The sequence below is a fragment of the Rhizobium sp. JAB6 genome (genome assembly GCF_003024605.1).
GTDB lineage: Bacteria > Pseudomonadota > Alphaproteobacteria > Rhizobiales > Rhizobiaceae > Rhizobium.
In genome coordinates this window covers 1,036,349-1,057,910 of record NZ_PYJQ01000009.1, presented here as the reverse complement: position 1 = coordinate 1,057,910, position 21,562 = coordinate 1,036,349, and the positions used below count along the sequence as shown (strand labels likewise).

Here is a 21,562-nt window from a genome sequence, read left to right as displayed (position 1 = left end):
AGGCATATGAGCTCTCCCGCCGGCTTCTGACATCAGAGTTCGCATAGTCACCCGAACCATCGGAGTTGTTATGATGACCAGCGTCAGCGAACGTCCCGGCGCGGTGCCGGGCGAGGAGATAGGTTTTGTCGGTCTCGGCGTCATGGGCCAGCCGATGGCTCTTAATCTCGCGAAGGCCGGCACCAGGCTTGTCGTGTGGAACCGATCGCCGACAGCGGCCGATCCGCTGCGGCAGGCGGGCGCAGCGGTTGCTGCAAGTGTCGAGGAGGTGTTCAAACGCGCCCGCATCGTCATCCTGATGCTTGTCAACCAAACGGTACTGGACGAGGTGCTGCGGCGCGGGACTGCGGACTTTGCCAAGCTGGTGTCCGGGCGCATCGTCGTGTCGATGGGATCCAATCCGCCCGACTATTCGCGCGGGCTAGCCGCCGATATTCTCGCTGTCGGCGGGCGCTATGTCGAAGCTCCAATTTCGGGCTCGCGCAAGCCCGCCGAGACGGCACAACTCGTCGCTCTGCTCGGCGGGGATGCGGAGACGGTTGCCGAGGTGCGGCCGCTGCTTGCGCCTATGTGCCGCGAAACGATTTTGTGCGGTCCGGTCGGCAATGCGCTGCTCATGAAACTGGCCGTCAACCTCTATCTCTGCACGATGCTCGCCGGCCTTGCCGAAGCCGCGCATTTTGCCGAGAGCAACGGGCTCGATCTCCAAACGTTTCAGGCTGCCATCGATGCCGGCCCCATTGCCAGCGATCTGACGCGGGTGAAAATTCCGAAGCTTGTAGCGCGGGATTTTTCAGTGCAAGCGGCGACAGCCGATGCGTTCAACAGCACGAAGCTGATCTCGGTGGCGGCCCGCGCCGCGAATATGGCATCGCCTGTTCTCGATCTCTGCCGTACTCTCTACGGGGAAAGCGTCGAACTCGGCAATGGCCGGCTCGACATGATATCGGTGGTTGCGGCCATCGAGGCTCGCACCGAGGCGCTCAGGCGGAGCTGATGGACCCGTAATTTCCTCAAGCTTATGCTTGGGAAGCCGCCTTGCGGCACCTATGTTGCATGGAGACCTGAACAGACCTTTCTGAAAGGAAGCCGGACATGTCTGCCCCTATCGATAGCAATCTTTTTCAACAGCTCGGTTTGAAGCATCCGTTGATCGTCGCGCCGATGGCGGGCGGCCCTACGTCGGTGGAGCTGGTGGCGGCGGCTTCGGCTGCGGGCGCGCTCGGCGCCGCGGGCGGCGCCTATTTGAGCGCCGCGGCCATCGAAACCTTTGCAGCTCAGGTGCGTCAACAAACCGATAAGCCCTTTTCGATCAATCTGTTCATTCCGCATTCGATCCCGGAGGTCGCCACCGATCGGGTCGAGCGCGCGGCGGCGGCGACCGCACGATATCGCCAGGAGCTGGAACTGCCTTCGCCGCAGCTTTCTCCTCCCTATGAAGAGGATTTCGATGGGCAGTTCGAAGCTGTTTTGCGTATCAAACCGGCTTGTTTCAGCTTCGTCTTCGGCCTGTTGCCGGCGGACCATGTACGAGAGGCGAAAAAGGCCGGTATCCCGCTGATCGGCACGGCGACGGCTCTCGAAGAGGCGAGGGCGCTGGAAGAGAGCGGCGTGGATGCGATCGTGCTGCAAGGCTTCGAAGCGGGCGGTCATCGCGGCATTTTCAACGCCACGGCAGAAGATCCGGAAATCGGGATGCGCGATCTCCTAGCGCAATGTGTTGGCACCATTCGCGTGCCGCTGATCGCGGCCGGCGGCATCATGACCCCCAGCGATATCCAGGCGGCGCTGCAGGCGGGCGCGCAGGCCGTCCAGATGGGCACGGCCTTCCTTGCCTGCGCGGAAGCCGGAACATCGGCGCCCTATCGCAAGAAGCTGCTCGAAACGCCGGAGCGGAAGACGCGGACGACACGCGCCTTCTCAGGCCGTTTCGCGCGCGGCATCGAAAATCGCTTCATGAATGAGATGGATGGAAAACCGGCCGCCATTCTTCCCTTTCCGGCACAAAACAAGTTCACGCGGGACATACGCGGTGCATCGACGGCGAAGGGATTGCCGGATTTCCTATCCCTATGGTCGGGGACGGGCAAGGGCGAGCTTTGGCAGGGAAGTGCCGCCGAATTGATCCATCGCCTTTTCGCCGAGTGACCCTCAAAAGGAAGGAGCCGGCAAACCGGCTCCTGATCGTTCTGCGAGCTTGAGAAGCCTCGATCATTCCATGCCGAGTGCGGCCATGTAGGTCTGCAGGATGGATTCTTCTTCCAGGCGTTCGTTTGCGTCCTTCTTGCGAAGGCGAATGATGGTGCGGATCGCCTTGGTGTCGTAGCCGCGGCCCTTGGCTTCGCCCATGACGTCCTTGATGTCGGACTGGATGGCGGCCTTTTCTTCTTCGAGGCGCTCGATGCGCTCGATGAATTGACGCAGTTCCGCCGCGGCCACGTTCTCGACGCTGTTCTCTTCCATGCACTTCTCCTAAAGGGTCTCAAGGGTCGCTTGCAGCCGGTCGCGGATGAGATCGGTCGGTCACCGATAGGGGCACATCGCTTCGGGGCTTGCGCGGGATTTCGAATTCGATCGGGCAGTTGACGTGCCGCGAATGGCGCGCAAGGTCAAGCCGAATTGGTGAAGGGAGCGTTAATCTTTCGGCTTGTTCTGCTCGAAAGCGGCTTTTTGCACAGGCGAGGCTTCTTTCTGATGCAGGTTCTTCCAATCCTCGTAGGGCATGCCGTAGATCATTTCCCGGGACTCATCCTTGCTGACGGGCAGCCCGGCCTCTTCGGCCGCTTCGCGATACCAGTTGGAGAGGCAGTTGCGGCAGAAGCCGGCAAGATTCATCAGATCGATATTCTGAACGTCGCTGCGTTCGCGCAGATGCGCAACGAGGCGGCGGAAAGCAGCGGCCTCTAGTTGGGTCTCTTGTTCCTTGGTGAGCGTCATCATCTCTTTCTCCTCAATTCGCCTGCCGGCTTACGCCTCATAAGGGCCGGTGCGCGAAGGATACCGCTTATATTCATGGAGCGCCGCATCGGTATTGATCTCTGTGAAGATCGGTGCCAGGCGATCTGCCCATTCGACAATGCCGGCCTCGTCGCCGATCAGATCCTGCCGGACCTCCAGCAGCGCATGCGCAATGCCCTTCATCATGCAATGGCGGAACATGGTGTCGTTGCGCAATGCACCGTCATAGGGCTCATTGTCTCCGATAACGAGATCGGTATCGGCGCCGAGCTTTGCAAGAAGCGGCACGACGGCACGGTCGTCGCTATCCCAGAGCACGCTGGCATGCCAGGGTCGCGGCATACCCTTCCACGCTGGCGTGAAGGAGTGCATCGAGAAAACCAGGGGCGCCTTGCCGCTGGCTTCCGCCACCGCAGAAATCGTACCATCCACCGCTTGGTGATAAGGCCGGTGGAAGGCTTCTATACGATAGTTCCATTCCTCATCAGTAATCGGATGATTGCCGGGGATGATCGCGCCATCCGAGATCTTCATGATGAGGGTCGGGTCATCTTCGCCCCGGTTCGGATCGATCAGCAGACGGGAAAAGCCGCCGAGCACGCCGGGTATGTCCAGCCGTGCGCAGAGATGGCGGCATAGGCTCTCGATCCCGATGTCATAGGCGATGTGGCGGGAAAATGCAGCTTCCGGCAGGCCAAGGCTGCCATAGCGCTCGGGCAGGCGCCGCATGGCGTGATCGCCGAGAATGACCATGCCTTTGTCACGATTGCCGGGTATGAGTTCGTAGGGTCTGAAATCAGTCATGCAGATTGTCGGTTATTGAAATTTTCAACTCTTTGTCTGATTGCATGTGCGGATGGAAGGTGCAAGGTTCGCAATTTCGATCGGATGAGGAGCGGCGCATGGTGCCGTCACCATCCCGTGAAGAAAATATAATCGATTAGAGTTGCGTTGACATTCATGGGATGGCGGCGCAAGAAGACGCAACAACGAATAACCGGGAGCCAATTGGAAGCCGTGTCCAGCCAAGTCGCGCCACGTTTCGTTAAGCGGTCAGGCCCGCTCGCCCGAATCGCCTTCCTCATCCTCGCTGCGGCGGCGCCGTTCTTCTTCATGCCGAATGCCGCCCATGCCGATTTCCGAACGTGCAACGGCACGCAGAACCTTGTCGGCGTTGCCATCGGCTATCGCGCCAAGGACGGCTGGGTGACGGAGGGCTGGTGGCAAATTCCGGCCAATACCTGTGCGACTTTGATCGAGGGGCCGCTTCAATCCCGCTATTATTATCTCTACGCAGAAGATGCGGCCCGCGGCGGCCGCTGGACGGGCGACGTCGAAATGTGCGTGGCGGAAAATGAATTCAAAATCCCAGGCGTCAAGGATTGCTACGCGCGTGGCTACCAGAAGATGGGATTCAAGGAATACGACACCGGGCGCCAGGCGAGCTGGATGGTTCAGCTTTCCGAGCCCTCGGGCAGCCAAGAAAGCCAGAATTGATGAGACGAAACCGAAAAGTCAAAATCCTCGCAACGCTCGGTCCGGCTTCCTCCACGGAGGAAATGATCCAGAAGCTTCACGAGGCGGGGGCGGATCTTTTCCGCATCAACATGAGCCACGCCAGCCATGATGTGATGCGTACGCTGATCCAGCGCATTCGCGCCGTCGAAAGCCGCTGTGGTCGTCCGATCGGTATTCTCGCTGACTTGCAGGGTCCCAAGCTGCGCGTCGGCAAGTTTGCCGAAGGCAAGGTCGATCTGAAGCCCGGCCAGACCTTCACGCTCGACAATCAGGATATTCCCGGCGACAACACGCGTGTCTACCTGCCGCATCCGGAAATCCTGGAATCGGTTCAGCCCGGCCACCGTCTGCTGATCGATGACGGCAAGCTGGCGCTGCGTGCCGAAAAATGTGATGGCAAGAGCATCGTGACAACAGTCATTTCGGGCACCAAGATTTCCGACCGCAAGGGCGTCAGCCTGCCCGATACGCTGCTCGGCGTCGGTGCGCTGACCGACAAGGACCGCAACGACCTCGACGCCGTTCTCGCCACCAATGAAGTCGACTGGGTCGCTCTTTCCTTCATCCAGCGTCCGGAAGATCTGACGGAAGTCCGCAAGATCTCGCACGGCCGCGTTGGGCTGATGTCGAAGATCGAGAAGCCGCAGGCCGTCGAGCGCATCGAGGAAATCATCGAGCTTTCCGACGCTCTGATGGTGGCGCGCGGCGACCTCGGCGTGGAAATGCCGCTGGAATCCGTGCCCGGCATCCAGAAGCAGTTGATCCGCGCCTGCCGCCGTTCCGGCAAGCCGGTGGTCGTCGCCACGCAGATGCTGGAATCGATGATCTCCGCGCCGGTCCCGACCCGCGCCGAAGTTTCCGACGTCGCGACCGCCGTCTTCGAAGGCGCCGATGCCGTCATGCTCTCTGCAGAATCCGCATCCGGCGACTATCCGGTCGAAGCCGTTTCCATGATGGCTTCCATTGCCGGCACGATCGAGCGCGAGCCGCATTATCCGGGCATCATCTATGCCCAGCGCGCCCTGCCTGAGGCAACTGGCGCCGACGCGATCTCGCTCGCCGCCCGCCAGATCGCCGAGACTCTGAAGCTCGCCGCCATCGTCTGCTATACGTCCTCCGGCACTACCGGTCTGCGCGCCTCGCGCGAGCGTCCGCAGGTTCCGATCCTGGCGCTGTCGCCGATCATCCAGACGGCACGCCGCCTGTCCGTCGTCTGGGGCATGCATTGCGTCGTCACGCATGATGCAACCGACCTTGACGACATGGTCAACAATGCCTGCCGCATCGTTGCCGAAGAAGGCTTCGGCAAGCCAGGCGACCGCATCATCATTTCGGCCGGTGTGCCGCTCGGCACGCCGGGCGCTACCAACATGCTGCGCATTGCCTATATCGGTTCGGACGGCCAGTCCGGCGTGTGATTGCCGAATTTCGATCGCGGCAGCATCCTGAAACATCCGAAACCCGCTGTCCAAAGACGGCGGGTTTTTTCTTGAAGCCGAAACGTCTGCAATCCTCCAGCAGGCGGATTGAGAAGGAGATATGCCAATGAAAGTCGGATTTATCGGATTGGGCCAGATGGGCACCGCCATGGCCCTCAACCTTATCAAGGCCGGGCATGAGGTGACCGTCTACAATCGTTCGCGCGACAAGGCCGAGGCCTTGGCCGGCGAGGGCGCCAAGGTTGCGGCGACCGTGGCGGAAGCCTGTGGCGGCGAAGCTGTCTTCACCATGCTCGCGCATGACGATGCGCTATCGGCGGTCGCCCATGGCAATGGCGGCGTTCTGGCAAGTCTCGGCAAGGGCGCGGTTCATATCTCCGCCAGCACCATCAGCGTGGCGACGTCCGAGCGGCTCACCAAGGAGCACGCCGCGGCAGGCCAGCGCTTCGTTGCCGCACCCGTTTTCGGCCGTCCGGAAGCGGCGGCCGCGGCAAAGCTCTTCGTTGCTGCGGCGGGTGCGCCGGATGCCATTCAATCGGTCACGCCGCTCTTCGACGCCATTGGTCAGCGCACCTTCGTGCTCGGCGACGAGCCGAAATCCGCCAACCTCGTTAAACTCAGCGGCAATTTTCTCATCGCTTCGGTGATCGAGTCACTCGGTGAGGCCATGGCGCTGGTCGAGAAGGGCGGCGTCGACAGGCACGCCTATCTCGATCTCCTGACCGCCACGCTGTTCAACGCGCCCGTTTACAAGACCTACGGAAGATTGATCGCGGACCGCAAGTTCCAGCCGGCCGGCTTTACAGCTCCGCTCGGCCAGAAGGACATCCGCCTGGCATTGGCCGCCGGCGAGGCGCTGAACGTGCCGCTGCCGCTGGCGAGCCTGTTGCGCGATCGATTCCTGAACCTGCTGGCGCATGGCGGCGAGGAGCTGGACTGGTCGGCGATTGGCGCGTTGGCGGCCAAGGATGCGGGGTTGGTGGAGTGATTGTCGGGCCTTGGAGGTGCCATGGTCGGCGATTGAGTTCGTGGAGGGTGTGCACCCCCCCCTGTCACTTTGTGAAATCTCCCCCACAAGGGGGAGATCGTTTGGAGTTTGCCGACGTTCCTTTCGAACCGGCGCACTGCAGTTTCTGTAGATACAATGTGCGCTTGGGGCTCGTGGGTGCCGCCCCAATCTCCCCCTTGTGGGGGAGATGTCCCGACAGGGACAGAGGGGTATCACAGGTGCGGCAGACTGAAAGCCTCCACCAAGCCCCTTGCTAACCACCTTCCCACATGCAACCCTCCTCCCTTCCAGAGGAGAGACCTCATGCATGTCACCACGCTGCTTGCCTTTGCCGCCGTTTCCTTCATCGGTATCGCCACGCCGGGGCCGACCGTGCTTCTGGCGCTGACCAATGGTTCGCGTTTCGGCGTCAGGCGCGCCTTGCCGGGCATGGTGGGGGCCGTTCTTTCCGATGCTGTGCTGATCGGCGCCGTCGCCATCGGCCTTGGCGCCCTGCTGGCTGCTTCCGAATTCTGGTTTTCGGCCCTGAAATGGGTGGGTGCGGCTTATCTTGCCTTTCTCGGCATCATGATGCTGCGCTCGAAAGGAAGCATAAACGGCGCCTTACAGGCGAGCGCGAGCCAGTCGAAGGGAACCGCCTTTTCCATCGGCCTCAAGAGTTTCATGGTGGCGGTCACCAACCCGAAGGGCTATCTCTTCTTCTCGGCTTTCCTGCCGCAGTTCATCGATCCCTCGGCGCCGCAGATGCAGCAATATATCGTGCTCGGTGCGATCTTCGCCGCGCTCGATTTCATGATCATGTTCGGCTATGCGGTGTTCGGCTCGCAGGCCGTGCGTGTCCTGAAGTCGGAAGGGGCGAAATGGCTCGAGCGCGCCTGTGGCGGCGCGCTTTTGGCCCTTGCCGGATCGCTGGCGCTCTATCGCCGAGCCATAAATTAAAGGCTCAGCGCCGCCTCGAAGACTTCCCGATCGACGTTGCCGCCGGACGTGACGGCGATCACGGTATCGCCGTTGAGGTCGTTGCCGTGAAAGAGCGCTGCGGCGAGCGCGACGGCGCCGCCCGGTTCAACGACAATCTTCAAACGAGTGAAGGCGAGCGCCATGGCCTTTTGTGCTTGCTCGTCCGTCACGACGAGGCCGGGGCCGCAGAGGCGCTTCAGGATTGGAAAGGTGATGTTGCCCGGCTGCGGCGTGATGATGGCGTCGCAGATCGAGCCCTGCAGCGCGGCATTGCGCTCGATCTTGCCCGAGGCAAGCGAGCGGGTGGTATCGTCGAAATTTTCCGGCTCGCATGGGCGTGCCCTCAGGGCCGGAGCGCGGGATTCGAGCGCCAGAGCGATCCCCGAAGTCAGGCCGCCACCGCCGCAGGGGACCAGCACGTCGGCTGTCTCGATGCCTTCCTCCGCTGCTTGTTCGGCGATTTCCAGCCCGGTTGTTCCCTGGCCGGCGATCACCTGCGGCTCATCGAAGGGCTTGATGAGCGTCAGGCCACGCTCCTTGGAAATGCGCGCGCCGATCTCGTCGCGATCTTCCTTGATACGGTCATAGAGTACGACCTCGGCACCGAAGGCGCGCGTGTTGGCGATCTTCAGCTTCGGAGCGTCGGTCGGCATGATGATGACGGCGGGAATGCCGTGCAGCTTGGCTGCCAGCGCCACGCCCTGGGCATGATTGCCGGAGGAGAAGGCGATAACGCCTCTTGAGCGCACGGCCGGCTCCAGCGCGGAGACTGCCGACCAGCCGCCGCGGAATTTGAAGGAGCCGGAATGCTGCAGGCACTCGGCTTTCACGAACAGGCGGCGTCCGGCGATCTCATCGAGAAAGGGCGAAGAGAGGAGCGGCGTGCGCCGCGCCCGACCGCCGAGGCGAGTGCGGGCGGCTTCGATCATTGCAATATCGACCATGGAGGGATCACTCTTCTGATTTAAAAAGGTTTTCCATCCATAAAGCGCCCACCTCACCTTTAAAACAAGGAGATTGTCTCCGTGACACTTCAGGCGATGCCGGGCAGCGAAAGATGCCCGACATTGTAGACTTGGAGTCCCGATCTGGCCGGATCTTTTTGCGGTTGGGCGAGCAGGCGGAAACGCACCAGCGTCCAATGTGTCGGTTCGAAGGCGGCGACGGAGGCGAGGGCGTCGCCATTCAATAGGGCCTGCGCCGCTGCCTCGGCTTCGTTCGCGCGGAGTTCGGCAAGCGATGTTTCGGCATCGATTGCGACCACCTCACGTGTCGCGAATTTGGCGCGGCGGATATCCTGAGACGTCTCGGCGTGCCAGGCTACCCAGGTGTTGACCTGAGGGCGGCCAAAGCTCTCGGTCAGGGCTGCGAAGCCCGGCCCGCAGACGAAGTCGCTCAGGCCCTCTTCTTCATGCCAGACGTAGAAAGGGGAATAAAGGTTCTGCCGGCTCCCCGTGACGGCATCGCCCTTTCTTGCCGTCAGGTAGGCCTTGAACTTCAGGCCCGGAAGATTGTCGAGCAGGGGACCTTTGTCGCGAATACGGCGATCGATGATCGCCATGTCGTAATCCGCGGGGAGGGGGAAGTTATATTGCATGGCGATCATCGGTCATTCCTCCAGCCAGGTTACGGCGCTTCCATCCTGCGCCGCCTGGATGCTGATATAGGCAAAGGCGTTCTCCGGCGCCGCGCCGTGCCGATGGCGTTCGTTCGGCGCGAAGCTGATGCAGTCGCCGGCACGCAGCTCCTCGGCAGGGCCGCCAAAGCGTTCGGCAAGTCCGACCCCGGACAGAACATAGAGGATCTGCCCATGCGGATGCGTATGCCAGCGCGTCATCACGCCGGGTTCGAGTTCGCAGCGCATCGCCGTAAGGCCGCCGTTTTCGGCGTTCTCCACGAGCGGCTCCACCAGGAACGAGGCGGTAGCAATACCCTCGGGCGATGGCTGCATATTCGTGCCGGCGCGATGAATGGCGGACAGTTGCGTCGATGTGGTCTGCGGCATGGCTTTCAGCCCTGTTCGATCATCTGCGCGCGGCCATCGGAGAAGGACCAATCTTCGCGAGTTGCCGTGGTGATAGTGATCATGATGTCTTCGGGACGAATGCCGGGTGCATCGGCAAGAAGCTCGGCGACGCGGCGATAGAAGGTCTTCTTGACCTCAGTACTCCGCGGCTTGCCGATGGTGACATCGAAGAAGACGTAATCGTCCGAACGCGGCTTGCTGGCGAAATAGGTGCGATCGAAAATGAGCTCATGCGGCTCCAGCTGATGAATGGACTGGAAGCGATCCGTCGGCGGTACCTCAAAGGCTTCGGCCAGGGCGCGGTGGAAGTTGTCGGACAGCACCTTGAGATATTCCGGCGGCTTGCCGCGCAGAAGGGTGATGCGGGTGAATGGCATGGGATTGCTCCTGTTTCCGTGTCACTTGACGAGCACAGAATGCCAGCGGATAATCATCCTGAAAATCAGATAATTCGGTATTGATAATTCTAAAAAGATGGACGGTTTTCCATGCGGAAAGTCATCTTCGATCTCGATGTGCTGCGCAGTTTCGTTACCGGCGTGGATCTTGGCAGCTATGCCAAAGCGGCGGACCGGCTCGGGCGTTCAACCTCCGCCGTCAGCGCCCAGTTGAAGAAGCTGGAGGAGCAGGCGGGTACGCCGATCTTCCGCAAGGTGGGGCGAGGGCTGGCGCTGACGGAGGCCGGTGAGACGATGCTTGGCTACGCACGGCGGCTGCTGGATCTCAACGACGAGGCGGCCACGGCGCTGCATGGAACTGACCTTGAAGGCTGGGTGAGGCTAGGTTTGCAGGAGGATTTCGGCGAGACGCTGCTGCCGGACGTCCTGGGCCGTTTCGCCCGCGCACATCCCAAGGTGCGCATCGAGGCGCGGGTGGTGCGCAATGCCGAGCTTGTGGAGCGGGTGACATCCGGCAAGCTCGATCTGGCGCTTGCCTGGAGCGACGGTTTCCGCACCGCTTATACCGACCGTATAGCCGAGGTGCCGCTCTGCTGGGTCGGTCCGGCCAATAGCGCCGTGCAATGGCACGCCGATAGCGGTGAGATCATGCCTCTGGCCTCGCTGGAAGCGCCATGCCTGCTACGCAACATTGCCACGAGGACGCTCGATCGCGCCGGTATCGGCTGGCGGATATCCTTTGTCAGCCCGAGCCTCGGGGGGCTTTGGGCTGCAACGGCGGCGGGTCTCGGTCTGACACTGCGCACCCCCCTCGGCCTGCCGCAGAAGGTGCGGCAATTGACGCCTGACGAGGCCGGCCTGCCGGCTTTGCCGAAGCTCGATCTCGTGCTGCATCGTGCCGAAGCGGAGGCAAGCCCGGCGACGGAGCGCTTGGCTTCGATCATGCTGCAGGCGGTGCGGCAAACGATCGAGACGGTGCCGCAGAGCCGGATATTCGAGCATGTGCCTGGCTACGATGTCGTGATGGCCTGAGCTGCAGGGCTAGGCTGCGAGGTTTCCTCCGTCGGGCTGGCGATGCGGATTTCTGCCTGCGCAGCCAGCTCGTACAGGTCACGCGGCTGGCCTGCCAGCCGTTCCATGGCGGCGATCGCGACATCCGTCGCGACATAATCCGGCTTGTGGCCGAGATTGCGGATGGTGACGAGTTCGGCGCCGGGGATATCCCGCGCAAGCCCGCGCGAATGCAATTCTTCAAGCACGATATCGTCGCTGTCGCCGGTGATGATGACCGTGGGTGCCTTGATCTCGCGGTAGCGCGGCGCATGGGCGGAGACATAGGCGAAGAGATTGACCACGTCGATCGCATTGTTGCGGAAGGTCCGCGGCCGCAGCACCAGCTCAGGCACCGTCCTCATGATATAATCCGCCGGCCGTGCGTTCGGGCGGAAGATGCTGAGCGTGCCATTTTCGACTCGGCGCAAGCCGATCGGAATGACGAAAAGCTGAGTGAAGAGCCAGCCGAAAACGGGTAGGGCGGCAAGCGTGTAGTACCAGTCGACGCCGCCCGGCCAAGGGTGAGTCGCCGGAGCGAGGAAAAGCAGACCCTCCGTCTTTTCAGGATGCCGCATGCCGAAGGCGGCGGCGATTGCGCCGCCGAAGGAATGTCCGATGATGATGGCGCTCTTGATGCCGCGTTTGTCCATCAGCTTGGCGATGGCATCGGCCTGGCCGGAGGGAAGGGCGTTTTCGGCCGTCCCGCGTTCGGAATAGCCATGGCCCGGGCGGTCAACGAACAGCATTTCAGCGCGGCCGGCTAAAGATGCCGCGAACGCCGTGAACTGATCGCGCAGGTTGCCGCTGGCGCCATGGATAAAGACCAAGGCAGGCAGATCGGCGGTTATCGGCCGCGGCAGATGCACGGCATTGAGGCGGTAGCCGCCGATATCGGTCAATTCGCCGATATTGGGATAGGTCTGTTCGATGGCGCGGGTCTTGTAGGCGGAAAAGCCCGTAGCGGCGATAAGAAGCAAGACAATGGCGAGGAGGAGAGAATCGATCATTGCGGCACGGATCAAATATCTAAGACCCTAACATAGCGCGATATTGCGGCGTTTCATTCCTCCAAAGTTGATTTGAGCGGAGGTTACGGCATAAAAATCAGGTGCGGCTGCCGGCAATCTTTTCCGAGAGCTTGTCCGCTTCTTCCTGGGCCGATCGATTCGCGGGATAGACTTCGAGGAAGCGCTCCCAGGCCTTAAGCGCGAGGACATCGTTGCCGCGTTCTGTCAGCATCGCCGCCATGCCGGCCAGCGCTCCGAAATGGCGCGGTTCGATGCGCAGGACCTGGTTGATGTCTTCCATCGACTTGCGATAGTCGCCGATGGCGAAATTGAGGGTGGCGCGGCGGTTCCAGCCTTCGACATAGTCGGGCTTCAGCGCGATCACCTGATCGAGATAATCCATCGCGGCGGCATTGCGCTTGTCCTGAATGGCCTTATCGGCCCATTGCATCAGGAGATTGACGGTGGCGCTGCCGGAATCGTTGAACTCGGCATTGATCTGCTCGGCGATAAGATTTGCCTGATCGGGATCGCGTTGCCGCTTCAGCGCAGTGAACAGATTGTCGAGCTGCTGTTTAGGCGACAGTGTGCCGGAGGAGTTGCCGGGATTCTGCTTTTCCACAGGGTTTGGCTCATCGGCCAACGCATGGGGCGCAGAGGCAGTCAGAGCAAGAAGAATCGACAGGGCCAGATATGGCAAAGCAAAAACGCGCATGGCGGGCATAGTAGCCCGCCAATGTCGAAGATCAAAAACAAATTTGATGCGATCAACTAAAACTGAGGCCCGATCCATGGGACCAGAGCCACGCGCTATACTATATCAGCCCTGACGAGCCTTGTAGCGCGGGTTCAGCTTGTTGATGATGTAGATACGGCCCTTGCGGCGGACGAGACGGTTGTCACGGTGGCGCGCCTTGAGCGACTTGAGCGAATTCTTGATCTTCATTTTTCTGATCCGCGATCTCTGAGGGGGAATGTCACATTCGCCCGGGTCTTTAACAATCAAAAGCGCGCTCAGGGCGCGCTCTTTAGGGTGGGGAGCAAATACCCTGTCATACCCGGCCTGTCAACCATGTCAGGGCTTTTTCCCGCTGATCTCAGCGCAGAAGCTGTGTGACATGACCCATCTTGCGGCCCGGCCGGGCTTCGGTCTTGCCGTAGAGGTGCACGAGCGTATCGTCAAGGCGCAGCCATTCCGGCAGCGCCAGGATGTCGTCGCCGATCAGGTTGGTCATGACACAGTCCGAATGACGCCGAGGATTCCCGAGCGGCAGGCCGGCGACGGCGCGGATATGCTGCTCGAATTGCGAGATGACGCAGGCGGCTTCCGTCCAATGGCCGGAATTGTGGACGCGGGGCGCCATTTCATTGGCGATCAGGCTGCCATCGGCAAGGACGAAGAATTCGATTCCGATGACGCCGACATAGCCGAGCGCCGTCAATATTTTCTCCGCAGCGTCGCGCGCGGCGTTCGCCGTATCCTGCGAAATGCTCGCCGGCAGCGTGGAGGTGTGGAGAATGCCGTTGCGATGGACGTTCTGGGCCGGGTCGTAGCAGGCAACCTTCCCGTCGCTGCCGCGGGCGGCGATGATGGAGACCTCGCGCTCGAAGGATACGAAACTCTCCAGAATCAGCGGCACGCTGCCCAAGGCCGCGTAGCCGCCCTCAGGGCTGTCGGCGGCGGAGCGATAAAGGCGCTGGCCCTTGCCGTCATAGCCGAGGCGCCGCGTCTTCAGCACGCCCTGGCCGCCGAAATCGGCAAGCGCTTTTTCCAGGTCGTCCTGGCTGTCGACCGCATGGAAACGGGCCGTCGGAATGCCGCAGCCATTGATGAAGCGCTTCTCAATCAGCCGGTCCTGGGCCATTTCAAGCGCCTTCGGCGGCGGATAGACCGTTATCTGAAGGGCAAGATCCTCGGCGGCGGTCACGGGCACGTTCTCGAACTCATAGGTCACGACATCGCAGCGCTTCGCCAGTTCGGCAAGTGCTGCCGCCTCGTCATAGGCAGCGACAATCTGTTCGTTGGCAACATGAGCTGCGGGACAGTCAATTTGCGGCTCGAGAATGACGGTGCGGAAATTCAGGCGGGCGGCCGCCATGGCCAGCATGCGGCCGAGCTGGCCGCCGCCGATGATGCCGATCGTCTTCGCGTTCATAGGTCGTCCATCGGATATTCGGCAACCGCGGCGCTCTGGCGCGCGCGCCATTCGTCGAGGCGGTCGGCAATCTCCTCGTCGCCGAGCGCCAGGACGGCGGCGGCGAGAAGGGCGGCGTTGACCGCGCCGGCCTTGCCGATCGCGAGCGTGCCGACGGGGATGCCGGCCGGCATCTGCACGATCGAAAGAAGGCTGTCCTGCCCGGAGAGCGCGCGCGACTGAACCGGCACGCCGAAGACGGGCAGCGGCGTCATGGAAGCAGCCATGCCCGGCAGGTGCGCCGCGCCGCCGGCGCCGGCGATGATGACCTTGAAGCCCTCGTCCCTTGCGCCCTTGGCGAAATTCACCAGCCTGTCCGGCGTGCGATGCGCGGAAATGATGCGCGCATCATAGGTGATCTCAAGCGCTTCCAAGGTGTCCGCGGCATTCTTCATGGTTTCCCAGTCGGACTGGCTTCCCATGATGATGGCGACAGGCGGTCTTTCGGTCAGCATCGTTGCGCTGTGCTCCTCAGGCGATGATATCGGGAATGATCTGGTCTTCCAGCTTGGTCAGCTTGTCCTTGATGACGAGCTTCTTCTTTTTCATGCGCTGGATACGAAGGGCGTCGCAGCCCGTCTCGATCATGGCATTGATCGCGGCATCATAATCCTCGTGTTCCTGGCGCAGCCGCGCCACGATCAGCCTGATTTCCGCCTGTTCCTGATCGGCCATGTTCATTTCCCCAGCATATCGCGGAATCGCATTCGTTCCGCCTCCTGAATTCCGCAAGCTCCTATCACCAAATGGCGATAACGGGAAGTTATCCTTCTTCACGAATTTGCCGCCTATAGGACACGTTTTCGCCTTCGACAAAGGCTCGATCTTGTGGCACAGTAAGAAGGTTGACACCTAGAGCCTTGGCGAATGGATGGTCAGGGCTCTTCAGAGGAAGGAAGGGTCATATGACTGTTCAAGCTCATCTTGAATCGCTCGAAAAGAAACATGTTGCGCTCGAGGAGGCGCTGCATGCGGCAATGTCATCTCCCTCTAGCAATGATACGGAAATAGCCGACATCAAACGCAGGAAACTGCGCGTCAAAGACGAAATCCAGCGTCTGCGTTCCTCGGTACACTGAGGTAACGTTCCAAAGTTCAAAAAGCCATCGATCTTGAGGGCAAGAGAGGCGAATCGAAAGGTCTTTAGCAAATTCCCAGCCAGGATCGATGAGCATTTCCGTCAAACGGATGCGCCAACTTCGTAGCGTCGAAAGTAGGGGTTGGCGCAACTTTCCCAGCTTAATGAAGTATATGCCGTCGCTGACCACATGCCGCTTGTCGCCCTCGCGGCGCTGATCCATCCCGAAAGTCAGGTCACTTTTATCTCTCGCTTAGCTCGAGGGACTGCTTTTCACGCCGCCGTTCATGACGCCATTGGCCGCGCAATTCCTTAAGTTTCTAGAAGACCGAAGGTGAAGAACTTTCAGGACCAGAACTGATCAAGCCAGAGATTCAGCTTGTCGAAACCGCGGCTGTTGACCGTATAGATGCGTTTGGTGCCTTCATTGGTGACGGAAACGAGATTGCTGTCGAGCAGCGTCTTAAGATGCTGCGAAACGGCCGGGCGGCTGATCGGCAAACCTTGCGCCAGTTCGTTGACCGTCTTGGGTGCGCGGCGCAACTCTTCCAGCAGATGACGCCGGTTCGGGTCCGCGATGGCTGCGAAAGGATCCATGGTCGACATGGCGGAAAGCTACGTCAAACACCAGGGGGCGGCAAGTTAATTGTGCGCTGCATGATATATTGTGCGAATGGCTGCTCGCGGAGGTTGGTGGGCCCGATGTCCCTCACCGTGAACTGCCCGTTTCGGCCACGGCCCCTTGTCAGAGAGAGCTAACGGATTTACTCACGATTATCGAACCGGTGCGCCATCGCTGACGATGGAGGCCGAAACCATGGAAGCTCGCATGACCGTGCCCGAAGATCGTTGCCGCCTCGTACTCATCGTTCCCGACATTGCCGATATCGAGCAGAGGGCGAAGGCAGTGGCCGATGCGCTGAGGGGCGGGGACGTCGCTTCGGTGATCATTCCCCAATATGGCCTCGACGACAGCACCTTCCAGAAACATGCGGAAAAGCTGGTGCCGGTCATTCAGGCCACGGGTGCGGCCGCGCTCATTGCCGGCGACAGCCGCGTGGCGGGGCGTGCCAAGGCCGACGGGCTTCATATTGCCGGCAATCTTGCCGAGCTTACGGGAGCCGTCGAAAAGTTCGTGCCGAAGCTGATCGTCGGCGGAGGCAGCGCGGCCGACAGGCATGGCGCGCTGGAGATCGGCGAGCTCAGACCGGACTATATTTTCTTCGGCAAGCTCGATGGCGACATCAAGCCCGAGGCGCATCCGAAAAATCTGGCGCTCGGCGAATGGTGGGCTTCGATGATCGAAATCCCCTGCATCGTCATGGGCGGCACCGATCCGAAATCGGCACTGGAGGTGGCGCTCACCGGTGCCGAGTTCGTGGCGCTGCATAAGGCGGTTTTTGCCGACCCCGCTGCAGCCCCTTCGATCGTTGCGGAAGTGAATGCGCTTCTGGACGAAAAAGCGCCACGGTTTGAGGATTGATAGCGATTCATGTCGTCAGCGCCTCGATTCCGCCATCGATCCTTCCTTGCCGTGCTTGCAGCCGGCCTTGCAGCATTTCCGTTGCCGGCCTCAGCGCAATCCGGCAATGACAATACATCGCTGCCGGGCGTGTCGCAGCCGGCGGACAAGGGGGCGCGGCCGGATTACAATGCACAATCCGACGACGATACGGCCATTCCGGATGCGCCGCAGCACAATGATAACGTCATGACACGGCCCTTGGGCGCCGATGCCGGTACCTTCAAGACCGACAAGATCCAGCCGAGCGCCGAACCGAAAGCCGATAGCGACATCAAGCCATCCCAGGGCGTCGGCGTTTTCGAGCGCATGGGGGCAAACTTACCCGACCTGCCGCCGGAAAAGCCCTTCACCGGCAAAGTGGACGATGCCTATGGTGCCTTCCAGCGCGGTTACTACCTGACCGCCTTTCAGAAGGCATTGCCGCGGGCGCAGCTTGGCGATCCGGCCGCACAGACTTTGATCGCTGAACTGATGGCACAGGGGCTGGGCGTCAAACGCGATACCAAGGACGCCGCTTTCTGGTACGGCAAGGCGGCCGAAGGTGGCGATCCCACGGCGATGTTCAAATACGCGCTGATCCTGATGGAAGGCCGCGATGTGCCTCGCGACCAGAAGAAGGCCGACGAATGGATGAGGAAGGCGGCCGATGCGGGTCAGCCTTCGGCGGAGTTCAACGTCGCCCAGATGCTGACGGCCGAAAATCCCGGCCTGAAGGGCCTGCAGATGGCGCTTCCTTATTATGAGAAATCCGCCGAACAGGGAATTGCCGACGCGCAATATGCCGTGTCACAGCTCTATTTGAACCTGCCCGATCTGCCGCCGGAGAAGAAGGCACGTGCGCGGGAGTGGTTGTCGCGTGCCGCCAATGCGGGCTTCGATACCGCGCAGCTCGACATGGGCATCTGGCTGATCAACGGCACCGGGGGCACGCAGGATCTCGAAAACGGCTTCAACTGGATGCGGGTTGCAGCCTATCGTGGCAATGTCGTCGCGCAAAACAAGCTGGCGCATCTTTATATCAACGCCATCGGCACGAAGCAGGACCCGGTGGCCGCCGCCACCTGGTATGTCATTTCCCGTCGTGCCGGCCTGAAAGACCCCGAGCTCGAGGATTTCTATCAGGGGATCGAGGACTACCAGCAGAAGGCGGCCATCGACGCAGCCAACAAGTATCGGCGCGCGCGATAATAAAGGTGACGGATTGAGCCTTGGCGGACCTGATCTGAGGTCAGTTTGCGCCTGCCATAGCCTCGCCACTTGAAATTCCCGCGATTTTATGGTCTTGAGGCCGCCAATCTTTTATCTCCGCTGACGCTCCCGCTCCGTCGGGGCCTGCTTTCGGGCCCGATCAGCGCTTTCTGCATTATCCAAGGAAACCCGATGGCCCGTTCTGCTCTTCTCAATGTCATGGTTCAGGCTGCCCTCAAGGCAGGCAAGTCGCTCAGCCGCGATTTCGGCGAAGTGCAGAACCTGCAGGTTTCGGTAAAGGGACCGGGCGATTTCGTCAGCCAGGCGGATCTGAAGGCGCAGAAGATCATCCGCGAGGAGCTGATGAAGGCTCGCCCGACGTATGGTTTCCTCGGCGAGGAAAGCGAAGAGGTGAAGGGCACGGACGGCGCTCATCGCTGGATCGTCGATCCGCTCGACGGCACCACGAACTTCCTGCACGGCATTCCGATGTTTGCCGTCTCGATCGCGCTCGAGCGCAACGATGAGATCGTCGCCGGCGTCATCTTCAATCCGGCGACCGACGAACTCTATACGACCGAACGCGGCGGTGGTGCCTTCCTCAACGACCGCCGCCTGCGCGTCGCCTCGCGCCGCGTGCTGTCGGACAGCGTCATAGGCTGCGGCGTACCGCATCTCGGCCGCGGCAACCATGGCAAGTTCCTGGTGGAGCTGCGCCATGTCATGGGTGAAGTCGCCGGTGTGCGCCGCCTTGGCTCCGCATCACTCGATCTCGCCTATGTCGCGGCAGGCCGCTTCGACGGCTTCTGGGAAACCGGCCTGTCTGCCTGGGACATCGCAGCCGGTATTCTGCTGATCCGCGAAGCTGGCGGCTTCGTATCGGATTTCCATGGCGGCACCGACATGCTTGCAACGAAATCGATCATTTGCGGCAACGAGCATATCCAGAAGGCGCTTGCCGAAGTGGTCAAGCGGCCGGTCCCGACTAAGTAAGCCATTCCGTCATACGCCTTTTCGAGTGACAAAACAGTCTGTTCCCAACAGGCTGTTTTGTGCTTTCCGTCTCTTCAATTCGGCACAATGTTGCTCTAGTCTCCGCGTGCGGAAAATGCGGTGGCGGAGCCTGTGATGGAAAATGTGAAATTGGCGGATCTGGGATCGACCGACAATGTGTCGGGCGGCTACGCCTATAAGCTCTCGAGTCCAATGGCCTTCTTCTGGACGATGGTGCTTTTCCTCGTCATCGTCGGCTTTATCGTGGCTATCCTCTTTCGTCAGGCCCAGGTTGCGTTCCTGCATAATCCGGGCCTCAACGGCCTGATCGTCGGCGTGCTGGTCGTCGGCATCCTGCTGGTCTTCAACCATGTGCTGATGCTGAGACCGGAGGTTCGCTGGTTCAATCATTTCCGCGCCGTCGGCAATGCCGATAAAGTCGGCCGCAATCCGCGGCTGCTGGCGCCGATGCGGGCGCTGCTCGGCAACCGTCGGGCAATGCAGCTTTCCACGGCGACGCTGCGCTCGATCCTCGATTCGATCGCCACCCGCCTCGACGAATCGCGCGATACCTCGCGCTATCTCATCGGCCTTCTCGTCTTTCTCGGGCTACTCGGCACGTTCTGGGGCCTGATCGGCACGATCGGCTCGATCAATGACGTCATTCAGGGCCTCGATGCTGGTACCGGCGACACCGGGGATATCCTCAGCGCCTTGAAATCGGGTCTGTCCGGCCCGCTTGTGGGTATGGGCACCGCCTTCTCCTCCTCGTTACTCGGTCTTTCCGGCTCGCTGATCCTCGGCTTCCTCGATCTGCAGGCCGGCCGTGCGCAGAACCGTTTCTACACCGAGCTCGAAAACTGGCTTTCTTCCGTCACCGATGTCGGCTCCGATATCGCGCCTGTCATCGAAAATACCGCCGGCGCTTCCTCGGAGGATGTCCGCGCGCTATCCGATTATCTGCGCAAGATCGCCGAGGAGGGCGGCGGCCAGCGCTCGGTGACTGCGATGGCGAACCTTGCCGAAGGCATTCAGGGTCTGGTCAAGAACATGCGCAACGAACAGCAGATGCTGCGCGACTGGATCGAGGCGCAGCAGGAAGAGGCCAAATCGATGCGCCGCACGCTCGACCGCCTTGCCGACCGGATCAGCCATACAGAGAAGACCGGGAGCAAGTAAGCCATGGCGCTCGCCCGCAACCGACGCCATCAGAGAAGCGTCGACTATTGGCCCGGATTCGTCGATGCGCTGTCGACGCTGCTGATGGCGATCATGTTCCTGTTGACGGTATTCGTCGTCGGCCAATTCATCCTCAGCCGCGAAATTTCTGGGCGCGACGAAGTGCTCAATCGCCTCAACAGCCGCATCAACGATCTGGTGCAGCAGCTGGCGCTGGAAAAAAGCGGCAAACAGGACCTTGAGGATGCCGTCGCCAATCTGCAGGCATCGCTCTCCTCCGCGGAGACTGAGCGCTCGCGGCTGCAGGCCCTGCTCGCAGCAGGCTCCGGCAACAGCCAGGCCGCGGAAAAGCGCGCCGGATCGCTTTCGCAGGAGCTTGACGAGCAGAAGCAGGTGAGCGCGCGGGCGATGAGCCAGGTCGATCTGCTTAACCAGCAGATCGCCGCCCTGCGCACGCAGATCGCTGCCATCGAAGCCGCACTTCAGGCATCGGAAGCGAAGGACCAGTCATCGCAGGTGAAGATTGCCGATCTCGGCCGGCGGCTGAATGTGGCGCTGGCCCAGCGCGTGCAGGAGCTGAACCGCTATCGATCCGATTTCTTCGGCCGCTTGCGCGAAATCCTTTCCGACCGTGATAATATCCGCATCGTCGGCGACCGCTTCGTGTTCCAGTCGGAAGTGCTCTTCCCGTCCGGTGCAGCCGATCTCAATCCGGCGGGACAGGCGGAGATGACGAAGCTTGCCGCAGCGCTCATCGACCTCGCCAAGGAAATTCCGCCTGAAATCAACTGGGTGCTGCGCGTCGACGGTCATACGGACAATGTGCCGCTTTCGGGCAATGGCCGTTACCCGGACAACTGGGCGCTATCGTCGGCACGCGCGATTGCGGTCGTCAAGTTCCTGATCTCGCAGGGCGTTCCGGCCGACAGGCTCGTTGCTGCCGGTTTCGGCGAATTCCAGCCGATCGCGCCCGGCGACACGCCGGATGCTCGCGCCACCAACCGCCGTATCGAGCTGAAGCTGACGGAGAAGTAAT

Annotated in this window: 27 protein-coding genes; 13 read left to right on the top strand and 14 right to left on the bottom strand. The window is 61.0% G+C overall.

The window, feature by feature from the left end; translation table 11 throughout:
- Positions 1–70 precede the first annotated feature (70 nt).
- A complete protein-coding gene (locus tag C7U61_RS15250) occupies positions 71–997 on the top strand; it encodes an NAD(P)-dependent oxidoreductase (protein WP_106998860.1) in 927 nt (308 codons plus the stop codon).
- A gap of 98 nt (positions 998–1,095) precedes the next feature.
- On the top strand, positions 1,096–2,148 hold the full coding sequence (locus C7U61_RS15245) for a nitronate monooxygenase (protein WP_181315853.1): 1,053 nt from the start codon (positions 1,096–1,098) through the stop codon (positions 2,146–2,148).
- Between the two features lie 63 nt (positions 2,149–2,211).
- Here C7U61_RS15245 and C7U61_RS15240 read toward each other — a convergent pair whose 3' ends face one another.
- From C7U61_RS15240 to C7U61_RS15230, 3 genes are all read right to left on the bottom strand, one after another.
- Positions 2,212–2,463 (bottom strand): DUF2312 domain-containing protein, encoded by a 252-nt coding sequence (locus C7U61_RS15240; RefSeq protein WP_069613239.1) that lies wholly within the window; start codon positions 2,461–2,463, stop codon positions 2,212–2,214.
- A gap of 171 nt (positions 2,464–2,634) precedes the next feature.
- Positions 2,635–2,940, bottom strand: coding sequence for a DUF1244 domain-containing protein (locus C7U61_RS15235; RefSeq protein WP_106998859.1), 306 nt, complete (start codon positions 2,938–2,940; stop codon positions 2,635–2,637).
- Between the two features lie 27 nt (positions 2,941–2,967).
- Complete coding sequence (locus C7U61_RS15230) at positions 2,968–3,762, bottom strand: N-formylglutamate amidohydrolase (protein ID WP_106998858.1); 795 nt, start codon at positions 3,760–3,762, stop codon at positions 2,968–2,970.
- Between the two features lie 204 nt (positions 3,763–3,966).
- On the opposite strand from C7U61_RS15230, the gene C7U61_RS15225 reads away from it, so the two are divergent.
- The 4 genes from C7U61_RS15225 (at position 3,967) to C7U61_RS15210 (ending at position 7,863) form a co-directional block, all read left to right on the top strand.
- Positions 3,967–4,455: a DUF1036 domain-containing protein gene (locus tag C7U61_RS15225; protein ID WP_069613236.1), complete on the top strand. Its 489-nt coding sequence runs from the start codon at positions 3,967–3,969 to the stop codon at positions 4,453–4,455.
- Complete coding sequence (gene pyk / locus C7U61_RS15220; RefSeq protein WP_106998857.1) at positions 4,455–5,894, top strand: pyruvate kinase; 1,440 nt, start codon at positions 4,455–4,457, stop codon at positions 5,892–5,894. Before C7U61_RS15225 ends, pyk begins: the two co-directional genes overlap by 1 nt.
- A gap of 127 nt (positions 5,895–6,021) precedes the next feature.
- Positions 6,022–6,903 (top strand): NAD(P)-dependent oxidoreductase, encoded by an 882-nt coding sequence (locus C7U61_RS15215; protein ID WP_106998856.1) that lies wholly within the window; start codon positions 6,022–6,024, stop codon positions 6,901–6,903.
- 324 nt (positions 6,904–7,227) lie between these two features.
- Complete coding sequence (locus tag C7U61_RS15210; protein ID WP_106998855.1) at positions 7,228–7,863, top strand: LysE family translocator; 636 nt, start codon at positions 7,228–7,230, stop codon at positions 7,861–7,863.
- Here C7U61_RS15210 and C7U61_RS15205 read toward each other — a convergent pair.
- The 4 genes from C7U61_RS15205 to C7U61_RS15190 all read right to left on the bottom strand — a co-directional run bounded on the left by C7U61_RS15205 (position 7,860) and on the right by C7U61_RS15190 (position 10,287).
- On the bottom strand, positions 7,860–8,828 hold the full coding sequence (locus C7U61_RS15205; protein WP_106998854.1) for a threonine/serine dehydratase: 969 nt from the start codon (positions 8,826–8,828) through the stop codon (positions 7,860–7,862). The two genes, C7U61_RS15210 and C7U61_RS15205, sit on opposite strands and share 4 nt — an antisense overlap.
- A gap of 89 nt (positions 8,829–8,917) precedes the next feature.
- Positions 8,918–9,490, bottom strand: coding sequence for a DUF4865 family protein (locus tag C7U61_RS15200; RefSeq protein ID WP_106998853.1), 573 nt, complete (start codon positions 9,488–9,490; stop codon positions 8,918–8,920).
- Positions 9,491–9,493: 3 nt separating this feature from the next.
- The gene (locus C7U61_RS15195; protein ID WP_106998852.1) at positions 9,494–9,889 is read right to left on the bottom strand and encodes a cupin domain-containing protein; all 396 of its coding nucleotides are present in this window, start codon (positions 9,887–9,889) and stop codon (positions 9,494–9,496) included.
- 5 nt (positions 9,890–9,894) lie between these two features.
- Positions 9,895–10,287 (bottom strand): tautomerase family protein, encoded by a 393-nt coding sequence (locus tag C7U61_RS15190; protein ID WP_106998851.1) that lies wholly within the window; start codon positions 10,285–10,287, stop codon positions 9,895–9,897.
- 111 nt (positions 10,288–10,398) lie between these two features.
- On the opposite strand from C7U61_RS15190, the gene C7U61_RS15185 reads away from it, so the two are divergent.
- A complete protein-coding gene (locus tag C7U61_RS15185) occupies positions 10,399–11,340 on the top strand; it encodes a LysR substrate-binding domain-containing protein (protein WP_106998850.1) in 942 nt (313 codons plus the stop codon).
- Here C7U61_RS15185 and C7U61_RS15180 read toward each other — a convergent pair.
- From C7U61_RS15180 to C7U61_RS15155, 6 genes are all read right to left on the bottom strand, one after another.
- Positions 11,319–12,368 (bottom strand): alpha/beta hydrolase, encoded by a 1,050-nt coding sequence (locus C7U61_RS15180; protein ID WP_106998849.1) that lies wholly within the window; start codon positions 12,366–12,368, stop codon positions 11,319–11,321. The two genes, C7U61_RS15185 and C7U61_RS15180, sit on opposite strands and share 22 nt — an antisense overlap.
- A gap of 97 nt (positions 12,369–12,465) precedes the next feature.
- A complete protein-coding gene (locus tag C7U61_RS15175) occupies positions 12,466–13,092 on the bottom strand; it encodes a hypothetical protein (protein WP_106998848.1) in 627 nt (208 codons plus the stop codon).
- Between the two features lie 96 nt (positions 13,093–13,188).
- Positions 13,189–13,314 carry a type B 50S ribosomal protein L36 gene (gene ykgO / locus C7U61_RS15170; protein WP_003582204.1) on the bottom strand — a complete coding sequence of 42 codons (126 nt, stop codon included), beginning with the start codon at positions 13,312–13,314 and terminating at the stop codon, positions 13,189–13,191.
- A gap of 151 nt (positions 13,315–13,465) precedes the next feature.
- The gene (locus tag C7U61_RS15165; RefSeq protein ID WP_106998847.1) at positions 13,466–14,524 is read right to left on the bottom strand and encodes a 5-(carboxyamino)imidazole ribonucleotide synthase; all 1,059 of its coding nucleotides are present in this window, start codon (positions 14,522–14,524) and stop codon (positions 13,466–13,468) included.
- Positions 14,521–15,018 carry a 5-(carboxyamino)imidazole ribonucleotide mutase gene (purE, locus tag C7U61_RS15160; protein ID WP_181315852.1) on the bottom strand — a complete coding sequence of 166 codons (498 nt, stop codon included), beginning with the start codon at positions 15,016–15,018 and terminating at the stop codon, positions 14,521–14,523. The genes C7U61_RS15165 and purE overlap by 4 nt, the downstream gene beginning before the upstream one ends.
- Positions 15,019–15,034: 16 nt before the next feature.
- Entirely contained in the window at positions 15,035–15,238 is a 204-nt protein-coding gene (locus C7U61_RS15155; RefSeq protein WP_015341042.1) for a DUF465 domain-containing protein, read from the bottom strand.
- 230 nt (positions 15,239–15,468) lie between these two features.
- Here C7U61_RS15155 and C7U61_RS15150 point away from each other — a divergent pair, with 230 nt between their 5' ends.
- A complete protein-coding gene (locus tag C7U61_RS15150; RefSeq protein WP_069613224.1) occupies positions 15,469–15,642 on the top strand; it encodes a DUF465 domain-containing protein in 174 nt (57 codons plus the stop codon).
- A gap of 344 nt (positions 15,643–15,986) precedes the next feature.
- Here the strand turns inward: C7U61_RS15150 and C7U61_RS15145 are convergent, their stop codons facing one another.
- Positions 15,987–16,247 (bottom strand): metalloregulator ArsR/SmtB family transcription factor, encoded by a 261-nt coding sequence (locus tag C7U61_RS15145; protein WP_106998846.1) that lies wholly within the window; start codon positions 16,245–16,247, stop codon positions 15,987–15,989.
- A 223-nt stretch (positions 16,248–16,470) separates the two neighbouring features.
- On the opposite strand from C7U61_RS15145, the gene C7U61_RS15140 reads away from it, so the two are divergent.
- The 5 genes from C7U61_RS15140 (at position 16,471) to C7U61_RS15120 (ending at position 21,561) form a co-directional block, all read left to right on the top strand.
- Positions 16,471–17,124, top strand: coding sequence for a thiamine phosphate synthase (locus C7U61_RS15140; protein WP_106999119.1), 654 nt, complete (start codon positions 16,471–16,473; stop codon positions 17,122–17,124).
- Positions 17,125–17,133: 9 nt separating this feature from the next.
- Positions 17,134–18,354 carry a tetratricopeptide repeat protein gene (locus C7U61_RS15135; protein WP_106998845.1) on the top strand — a complete coding sequence of 407 codons (1,221 nt, stop codon included), beginning with the start codon at positions 17,134–17,136 and terminating at the stop codon, positions 18,352–18,354.
- A gap of 192 nt (positions 18,355–18,546) precedes the next feature.
- Positions 18,547–19,347 (top strand): inositol monophosphatase family protein, encoded by an 801-nt coding sequence (locus C7U61_RS15130; protein ID WP_106998844.1) that lies wholly within the window; start codon positions 18,547–18,549, stop codon positions 19,345–19,347.
- A 135-nt stretch (positions 19,348–19,482) separates the two neighbouring features.
- Positions 19,483–20,526, top strand: coding sequence for a flagellar motor protein MotA (locus C7U61_RS15125; protein ID WP_106998843.1), 1,044 nt, complete (start codon positions 19,483–19,485; stop codon positions 20,524–20,526).
- A 3-nt stretch (positions 20,527–20,529) separates the two neighbouring features.
- Complete coding sequence (locus tag C7U61_RS15120) at positions 20,530–21,561, top strand: peptidoglycan -binding protein (RefSeq protein WP_106998842.1); 1,032 nt, start codon at positions 20,530–20,532, stop codon at positions 21,559–21,561.
- The last annotated feature ends 1 nt before the right edge of the window (position 21,562 follow it).

Bases quoted from the DNA above. Each gene is read 5' to 3' on its own strand.
- C7U61_RS15125 (WP_106998843.1), top strand. From the start codon at position 19,483: ATGGAAAATGTGAAATTGGCGGATCTGGGATCGACCGACAATGTGTCG.
- C7U61_RS15215 (WP_106998856.1), top strand. From the start codon at position 6,022: ATGAAAGTCGGATTTATCGGATTGGGCCAGATGGGCACCGCCATGGCC.
- C7U61_RS15230 (WP_106998858.1), bottom strand. From the start codon at position 3,762: ATGACTGATTTCAGACCCTACGAACTCATACCCGGCAATCGTGACAAA.
- C7U61_RS15200 (WP_106998853.1), bottom strand. From the start codon at position 9,490: ATGATCGCCATGCAATATAACTTCCCCCTCCCCGCGGATTACGACATG.
- C7U61_RS15205 (WP_106998854.1), bottom strand. From the start codon at position 8,828: ATGGTCGATATTGCAATGATCGAAGCCGCCCGCACTCGCCTCGGCGGT.
- C7U61_RS15135 (WP_106998845.1), top strand. From the start codon at position 17,134: ATGTCGTCAGCGCCTCGATTCCGCCATCGATCCTTCCTTGCCGTGCTT.
- C7U61_RS15165 (WP_106998847.1), bottom strand. From the start codon at position 14,524: ATGAACGCGAAGACGATCGGCATCATCGGCGGCGGCCAGCTCGGCCGC.
- purE (WP_181315852.1), bottom strand. From the start codon at position 15,018: ATGCTGACCGAAAGACCGCCTGTCGCCATCATCATGGGAAGCCAGTCC.
- C7U61_RS15150 (WP_069613224.1), top strand. From the start codon at position 15,469: ATGACTGTTCAAGCTCATCTTGAATCGCTCGAAAAGAAACATGTTGCG.
- C7U61_RS15155 (WP_015341042.1), bottom strand. From the start codon at position 15,238: ATGGCCGATCAGGAACAGGCGGAAATCAGGCTGATCGTGGCGCGGCTG.
- C7U61_RS15130 (WP_106998844.1), top strand. From the start codon at position 18,547: ATGGCCCGTTCTGCTCTTCTCAATGTCATGGTTCAGGCTGCCCTCAAG.
- C7U61_RS15145 (WP_106998846.1), bottom strand. From the start codon at position 16,247: ATGTCGACCATGGATCCTTTCGCAGCCATCGCGGACCCGAACCGGCGT.
- C7U61_RS15180 (WP_106998849.1), bottom strand. From the start codon at position 12,368: ATGATCGATTCTCTCCTCCTCGCCATTGTCTTGCTTCTTATCGCCGCT.
- C7U61_RS15250 (WP_106998860.1), top strand. From the start codon at position 71: ATGATGACCAGCGTCAGCGAACGTCCCGGCGCGGTGCCGGGCGAGGAG.
- C7U61_RS15245 (WP_181315853.1), top strand. From the start codon at position 1,096: ATGTCTGCCCCTATCGATAGCAATCTTTTTCAACAGCTCGGTTTGAAG.
- ykgO (WP_003582204.1), bottom strand. From the start codon at position 13,314: ATGAAGATCAAGAATTCGCTCAAGTCGCTCAAGGCGCGCCACCGTGAC.
- C7U61_RS15190 (WP_106998851.1), bottom strand. From the start codon at position 10,287: ATGCCATTCACCCGCATCACCCTTCTGCGCGGCAAGCCGCCGGAATAT.
- C7U61_RS15210 (WP_106998855.1), top strand. From the start codon at position 7,228: ATGCATGTCACCACGCTGCTTGCCTTTGCCGCCGTTTCCTTCATCGGT.
- C7U61_RS15120 (WP_106998842.1), top strand. From the start codon at position 20,530: ATGGCGCTCGCCCGCAACCGACGCCATCAGAGAAGCGTCGACTATTGG.
- pyk (WP_106998857.1), top strand. From the start codon at position 4,455: ATGAGACGAAACCGAAAAGTCAAAATCCTCGCAACGCTCGGTCCGGCT.
- C7U61_RS15195 (WP_106998852.1), bottom strand. From the start codon at position 9,889: ATGCCGCAGACCACATCGACGCAACTGTCCGCCATTCATCGCGCCGGC.
- C7U61_RS15240 (WP_069613239.1), bottom strand. From the start codon at position 2,463: ATGGAAGAGAACAGCGTCGAGAACGTGGCCGCGGCGGAACTGCGTCAA.
- C7U61_RS15235 (WP_106998859.1), bottom strand. From the start codon at position 2,940: ATGATGACGCTCACCAAGGAACAAGAGACCCAACTAGAGGCCGCTGCT.
- C7U61_RS15175 (WP_106998848.1), bottom strand. From the start codon at position 13,092: ATGCCCGCCATGCGCGTTTTTGCTTTGCCATATCTGGCCCTGTCGATT.
- C7U61_RS15185 (WP_106998850.1), top strand. From the start codon at position 10,399: ATGCGGAAAGTCATCTTCGATCTCGATGTGCTGCGCAGTTTCGTTACC.
- C7U61_RS15140 (WP_106999119.1), top strand. From the start codon at position 16,471: ATGACCGTGCCCGAAGATCGTTGCCGCCTCGTACTCATCGTTCCCGAC.